At 65.8% G+C, this 6854-nt stretch carries 7 protein-coding genes; all 7 read right to left on the bottom strand.

The window, feature by feature from the left end; genetic code table 11:
- Nucleotides 1-97: 97 nt before the first annotated feature.
- The gene (gene secG, locus HMPREF1137_RS09675; RefSeq protein WP_009054898.1) at nt 98-343 is read right to left on the bottom strand and encodes a preprotein translocase subunit SecG; all 246 of its coding nucleotides are present in this window, start codon (nt 341-343) and stop codon (nt 98-100) included.
- Between the two features lie 162 nt (nt 344-505).
- Nucleotides 506-1282, bottom strand: a complete 777-nt coding sequence (gene tpiA / locus HMPREF1137_RS09670) for a triose-phosphate isomerase (protein ID WP_009054878.1) — start codon at nt 1280-1282, stop codon at nt 506-508.
- Between the two features lie 3 nt (nt 1283-1285).
- Entirely contained in the window at nt 1286-2476 is a 1191-nt protein-coding gene (locus tag HMPREF1137_RS09665; RefSeq protein ID WP_009054876.1) for a phosphoglycerate kinase, read from the bottom strand.
- A 107-nt stretch (nt 2477-2583) separates the two neighbouring features.
- Complete coding sequence (gene gap / locus HMPREF1137_RS09660; RefSeq protein WP_009054907.1) at nt 2584-3591, bottom strand: type I glyceraldehyde-3-phosphate dehydrogenase; 1008 nt, start codon at nt 3589-3591, stop codon at nt 2584-2586.
- 204 nt (nt 3592-3795) lie between these two features.
- The gene (whiA, locus tag HMPREF1137_RS09655) at nt 3796-4779 is read right to left on the bottom strand and encodes a DNA-binding protein WhiA (protein WP_009054869.1); all 984 of its coding nucleotides are present in this window, start codon (nt 4777-4779) and stop codon (nt 3796-3798) included.
- A gap of 45 nt (nt 4780-4824) precedes the next feature.
- Nucleotides 4825-5829: a gluconeogenesis factor YvcK family protein gene (locus HMPREF1137_RS09650; protein WP_009054904.1), complete on the bottom strand. Its 1005-nt coding sequence runs from the start codon at nt 5827-5829 to the stop codon at nt 4825-4827.
- Nucleotides 5829-6824: an RNase adapter RapZ gene (gene rapZ, locus HMPREF1137_RS09645; RefSeq protein ID WP_009054881.1), complete on the bottom strand. Its 996-nt coding sequence runs from the start codon at nt 6822-6824 to the stop codon at nt 5829-5831. Before rapZ ends, HMPREF1137_RS09650 begins: the two co-directional genes overlap by 1 nt.
- Between the last annotated feature and the right edge of the window lie 30 nt (nt 6825-6854).

The raw sequence follows: 6854 nt of genomic DNA, 5'->3' as shown, positions 1-6854 counted from the left end.
GCCGTCCTCTTCATGAAGAGGACGGCCCCACACGGGTTTCCGGATAAAATGGCTCCCCGCTCACAAGCGGAGAGCCATTAGAAAGACGAGATAGCCGTCAGGCGCCGAACTTCGCGAGAAGCGCGTAGCCGATAATGCACACCAGCCAGATGAGCAGCGTGCCCAGGGTGATGCGGTTCAGGTTACGCTCGGCGACACCGGAGGAGCCGGCCGACGAGGAGATGCCGCCACCGAACATGTCCGACAGACCGCCGCCCTGCCCCTTGTGCATGAGGACGGTCAGGGTCAGCAGGATGCTGGTCAGGAAGATCAGCACGATCAGGACGTTGTTCAGAATGGTCACAGTCAATCCAGTTTCTATCGCAGTTCGCCCCGGATCGGGGCACATATAGCTTTAGTCTAACTGAGAATGCCGGTGGGGCCAACCGGCACACCGGTTGGCCCCACCTCGCGTCCGCTCCGACCCGGCTTACGTGGCTGGGAGGAGTGGGCGCGCTACGGTTTCTCAGGCGTAGAACGTCGCCATGGCGGCGAAGGAGTCAGCCTTGAGGGACGCGCCGCCGACGAGGCCGCCGTCGACGTCGGGCTGAGCCATGAGCTCCTTGATGTTGTCGGGCTTGGCGGAGCCGCCGTAGAGGATGCGCGTGGACTCGGCGGTCTCAGCACCGAAGTCCTCGGCCAGGGCGGCGCGGATGGCGCCGCACACTTCCTGGGCGTCCTCTGCGGAGGCGGTCTCGCCGGTGCCGATGGCCCAGATGGGCTCGTAGGCGATGACGATCTTGGCGACCTCTTCGGCCTTCCATCCGGCGAGGGCGGCGCGGATCTGGCCGAGCACGAACTCGACGTAGGTGCCGGCCTTGCGAACCTCGAGGGCCTCGCCGCAGCACAGGATCGGGGTCATGCCGGCGTCGAAGACCTTGCGGGCCTTGGCGCCGACGAGCTCGTCGGACTCACCGTGGTACTCGCGGCGCTCGGAGTGGCCCATGACCACGTAGGTGACGCCGAGCTTGGTGAGCATCTCGGTGGAGATTTCGCCGGTGTAGGCGCCGTTGTCGTGGATCGAGACGTCCTGGGCGCCGTACTTGATGCCGAGCTCGTCGGCGTCAACGATGGTCTGGACCGTGCGGATGTCGGTGAACGGCGGGATGACGAGGACCTCGCACTTGGAGTAGTCGTGGTCCGCGTCGGACAGGGCCATCGCCAGACCCTGGACGAGGTGGTTGGCCTCGAGGTGATCGAGGTTCATCTTCCAGTTGCCGGCCATCAGGGGCGTACGTGCCATGAGTCAGTCCTCCAGAACTGCGATACCGGGCAGAACCTTGCCCTCGAGGAGCTCGAGGGAGGCACCACCACCAGTGGAAATGTGGGAGAAGGTGTTCTCGTCGAAGCCGAGCAGGCGCACGGCCGCGGCGGAGTCGCCACCGCCGATGACGGAGAACATGGAGCCCGTGGAGAGGGCTTCGGCGACGGCGCGGGTGCCGCCGGCGAACGCATCGAACTCGAAGACGCCCATGGGGCCATTCCAGGCCACGGTCTTCGCGGTGGCCAGCTTGTCGGCGAAGAGCTTCGCGGACTCGGGGCCGATGTCCAGACCCATCTGGTCGTCGGGAATGGCGTCGACCTTGACGACGGTCGCGGGCGCGTCGGCCGCGAACTCGGGGGCGACGATGACATCCACGGGCAGGACGAGGTCGACGCCGCGCTCGGCGGCCTCGGCGATGTAGCCCTTGACGGTGTCGATCTGGTCTTCCTCGAGGAGGGACTTGCCCACCGAGTAGCCCTGAGCGGCGAGGAAGGTGAAGACCATGCCGCCGCCGATGAAGAGCATGTCAGCCTTCTTCAGCAGGTTGGCGATGACGCCGAGCTTGTCGGAAACCTTGGAGCCGCCGAGGACGACGCCGTAGGGGCGCTCGGGGTCGCCGGTGACCTTGGACAGGGACTCGATCTCCTTGAGGACGAGCAGACCAGCGGCCGAGGGCAGCAGCTTCGCAATGTCGTAGACGGAGGCCTGCTTGCGGTGGACGACGCCGAAGCCGTCGGAGACGAACGCGTCGCCGAGCTTGGCGTACTCGCGGGCAAGCTCTTCGCGCTCCTCGTCGACCTTGGAGGTCTCACGGGGATCGAAACGGACGTTCTCGAGCAGGGCGATCTCGCCCTCACCCAGGGCGGCGACGGTCTCGGTGGCCGACGGGCCAACGACGTCGGAGGCCAGCGTGACCTTCACACCGGAAAGCTCAGCGAGGCGCTTGGCGACGGGGGCCAGCGAGAAGGCGGGATCGACCTTGCCCTTGGGGCGGCCGAGGTGGGCCATGATGACGACCTTGGCACCGGCGTCGGTGAGGGTCTTAAGGGTAGGCAGCGCCGCGCGGATACGGCCGTCGTCGGTGATGACGCCGTCCTTGAGCGGAACGTTGAAGTCGGAGCGGACGAGGACGCGCTTGCCGCGCAGGTCGCCCAGGGTGGAGATGGTCCTCACGAGGAGTCCTTTCGGTCTGAAGGCGGTGGCGATGTACGAGATGCCCGTGCACGAGCGTGCACGGGCATCTCGCTGATCAGCTCATGGCTGGTGTATCAGCTGTGTGCTCAGGCGAGCTTGGAGCCGACGAGGGCGGTGAGGCGAACGAGAGCGTTCGAGTAGCCCCACTCGTTGTCGTACCAGGACAGGACCTTGACGAGGTTGCCGATGACCTTGGTCTCGGTGGCGTCGAAGATCGAGGTGTGCGGGTCGCCCACGATGTCGGAGGAGACGATCGGATCCTCGGTGTACTTCAGAACACCCTTGAGCTCACCCTCGGCGGCAGCCTTGACGGCAGCCTTGACGGCCTCGACGGAAACCTCGTTCTTCGCGATGAAGGTGAGGTCGGTCAGGGAGCCGGTCGGGGTGGGGACGCGGACGGCGAGGCCATCGAACTTGCCCTCGAGCTGGGGCAGAACCAGGGCGACAGCCTGGGCAGCACCGGTCTTGGTGGGGATCATGTTCAGGGCCGCGGCGCGGGCGCGACGCAGATCCGAGTGGGGGGCGTCGAGGACGCGCTGGTCACCCGTGTAGGAGTGGATGGTGGTCATGATGCCGCGCTCGATGCCGAAGTTCTCCTCGAGAACCTTGGCGAGGGGGGCGAGGCAGTTGGTCGTGCAGGAGGCGTTCGACACGATGTTCATCGTGGCGTTGTCGTAGTCAGCCTCGTTCACGCCCATGACGAAGGTGCCGTCGACGTTCTTCGCGGGAGCGGAGATGACGACCTTCTTGGCGCCACCGTCGAGGTGAGCCTTGGCCTTCTCGCCGTCGGTGAAGAAGCCGGTCGACTCAACGACAACCTCGACGCCGAGATCGCCCCAGGGCAGGTCGGCGGGGTTACGCTGCGCGAGCACCTTGATGTGCTTGCCGTCGACGATGATGCCCTCGTCGTCGTAGGAAACCTCGCCCTGGAAGCGACCCGTGATCGAGTCGTACATCAGCAGGTGAGCGAGGGTCTTGTTGTCGGTGAGGTCGTTAACGGCAACGATCTCGATATCCGCGCCCTGCTCGAGAGCGGCGCGGAAGAAGTTACGGCCAATGCGGCCGAAGCCGTTGATGCCAACGCGGGTGGTCACTATGTTCCTCCTGCTCGTGCCCACACGGGACACGGTCTTCGATGCAACCGGGCCTGCGGGTTGCCTGCCCGGCCCGCAGATGTCTGCGGTTCCAGCAGTTCCTAATCTACACCTAAAAGCGGACTCAGTCACAATCCAATTAGAAAATCTGCACGTGGGGTAATTCTCGTTTGGATTGAGACGAAGCGGCAGGAAAAAGGGACCTCAGTCCTCCTCGAGCATGTCGAGGGTGAGCGCGGATTCCGTGTCCGGGATGCCGCGCTCGTGCGCGACCTTGTCCGCAAGAGCCAGAAGCCTGCGGATACGACCGGCGACAGCATCCTTAGTGAGAGGCGGATTCGTGTGCTTGCCGAGCTCCTCGAGGGAGGCCTGCTTGTACTGCAGACGCAGAGTGCCGGCCTCGAGCAGGTGGGCGGGCACGTCGTCTCCAAGAATCTCGAAGGCGCGTTCAACGCGGGCACCCGCGGCGACGGCCGCGCGGGCGGAGCGGCGCAGGTTCGCGTCGTCAAAGTTAGCCAGTCGGTTGGCGCTGCCTCGGGCCTCGCGGCGTTCGCGCCGCTCCTGCCACGCCTCGAAGGTCTGGGGGGCGCCCATGGCGGAGATCAGGGTTCCGATCGCGTCCGAATCGCGGACGGAAACGCGGTCGGTACCGCGAACCTCTTTCGAACGGGCGGCCGCGCCGAGTTTGCGCGCACACCCCACCATCGCGAGAGCCACCTCGGGACCGGGGCACGTGATCTCAAGGGAAGAAGAGCGTCCGGGTTCCATGAGCGAACCGCGCGCGAGGAAGGCACCGCGCCAGATAGCCGCGGCCTCCGCCGTTCCGGAAGCGACGAGCACCGGAGGCAGGCCGCGCACGGGGCGACGAAGGGAATCGACGAGGCCGGTGAGACGCGCAAGCTCGTCGGCCTTATGAACGACGCGCACGACGTAGCGCTTGCCACGTCGCAGAGAAGAACCGGACACCACGACGACGGAGGACTCGGCGTTGTACAGCGCCTGCAGGTAGGTACGCAGGCGGCGTGCGGCCACGGGCGAGTCAAGCTCGGCCTCGACGAGGATGCGCCCGCTCACGAGGTGCAGTCCTCCCGCGAAACGCAACGTGGCGCTCACTTCGGCGGCGACCTCAGACGGCGTCGTGATAACGGCGCGCGCCAGCTCGTCCTTCATGTCAGATGTCAGGGACACGGCTTCTCCAGGTATGTCATGTCGTTTGTCAGCAGGCAACAGGTTCTAAGGTAACCACGTTTCGGGCTGTCCGACCTCGCCAAGGAAGCCGTCAAATGCGTCACGCAGTGCGGCGGCGAGGCGCAGCGGGTCATGGTGCGGGGCACCATCACCCGTGCGAACCTGCCGCAGGAGCACGCGAGCGCCGAGTTCTTCGGCGGCAACGATGAGGTCGTCGATATCGTCACAAGCCGTCGGGTCGGCGACCACCACATCAAGCTTGAGCATGGGAGCGTACTCGCGCAGGACACGCACGTGGTCGGCGGTCGACATGAGGTCGGTTTCGCCGCGCTGGCGGGCCAGGTTGAGGACGAGCGCACGGTGCGCGTCGGTCGTAGCGAGAGCGCGATTAATATCCGGCACCAGCAGGTGCGGGATCACCGAGGTGTACCAGGAGCCGGGTCCCAGCACCACCCAATCAGCCTCGGAGATCGCTTCGGTGACGGCGGAGGGAACCTCGGGCGCCTCGGGCGTGATGCGCACGTGCTCGACCGTGCCTGGGGCGACGGCAACCTTGGACTGGCCGGATACGACGTAGCGGCGGCCGCCGTCGTTCATATCCGCCTCAATGTCGATCGGCGTCGACGACATGGGCAGGACACGCCCCTGCGCACCCAGCAGACGAGCGACCCAGTCGAGGCCTTCGACCGGATCGTCGAGAAGCTGCCACAGGCCGGAGATCAGCAGGTTGCCGAGGGCGTGCCCGTTGAGCGGGCCGGTCGTGTCGAGGCGCAGCTGCATGACGTCACGCCACGTCAGGCCCCACTCGGATTCCTCACAGAGAGAGGCCAGCGCCATGCGCAGATCGCCGGGGGGAAGGATCGGCATCTCCTGGCGCAGTCGGCCGGAGCTACCGCCGTCGTCGGCGACGGTCACGACGGCGGTCAGCGCGCGGGTAATGTGGCGCAGCGCGCGCAGCGTTGCGGACAGTCCGTGTCCGCCGCCAAGGGCAACGATGTTTTGGCCGGATTCTCCACGTTGAACCCAGCCGGCAGCATCAAGATAGGGCATCAGTCTCTCCCAATGTCACGGTGCATCACGCGAACCGTGTATCCGTGTGAGCGCAGGCGTTCGGCGATGGCCTCGGAAGATGCGACGGAGCGGTGCTTTCCGCCCGTGCATCCGACGGCAATCGTGACGAATGGCTTCAATTCTGCCAGATAGCCGCTGAGCATGGGGGCAAGAAGGTCGGCATATCCGAGGGCAAAATCGCGCGCGCCCGGCTGTGACAGTACGTAGTCGGCGACCGCCTGGTCTTTACCCGTGAGGTGGCGCAGCTCGTCCACCCAGTACGGGTTCTTGAGAAAGCGCACGTCAACGACGTGATCGGCGTCGAGGGGCAGGCCGTGCTTGAAGCCGAAGGATTCAACGGTGACCTGCAGGGGGCGCTCCTCCCCCGCCACGATGTCGCGGATGCGCCTCGTCAGATCGTGGACACTCATCGTGGAGGTGTCGATGACCTCGTCGGCGGCGCGGCGCAGGGGCGCGAGCAGACGCATCTCAGCCTTGATACCGTCCATGAGAGTACCGGCGCCCTGGAGGGGATGCGGGCGGCGGTTAGATTCGTAGCGACGCACTAGCGTCTCAGGGCTGGCCTCGAGGAAGATGACGCGATAGACAATGCCCGCGCCCTTGAGCTGTTCGAGCGTGGCATCAAGCGTGCGGAAGAAGGTACGCGAGCGCACGTCCACGCCGACAGCCAGTCGGTGCACGCCCGCAGCCGGGTCATTCGACATCATTCCGACGAGCGCGGGCAGCATCGTCGGCGGCAGGTTGTCGACGACGTACCAGTCAAGGTCTTCGAGTGCGCGGGCGGCGCCGGTGCGACCCGCCCCGGAGTAGCCCGTGATGATGAGAACCTCGTTGGAGGCGCGCGGCTCGTACTTGACGCGCATCATGTCACGCACGGCGATGCCCTCGGGGACCGTGGGAGGGTTCTCCTCGTTCATTGCCGAGGCCTGGGCCTCGTCTACGTCGTGAGCGTCCGTAGGTGTGTGGTCGGGCATAGCGTCCTCCTGACGGGTCGGCTGGTCGGG

Origin of the sequence: Actinomyces sp. ICM39 (assembly GCF_000282935.1) — a bacterium.
GTDB lineage: Bacteria > Actinomycetota > Actinomycetes > Actinomycetales > Actinomycetaceae > Pauljensenia > Pauljensenia odontolytica_B.
The sequence above is the reverse complement of the archived record's forward strand: the minus strand, read 5'-3'. Positions and strand labels throughout refer to the sequence as shown.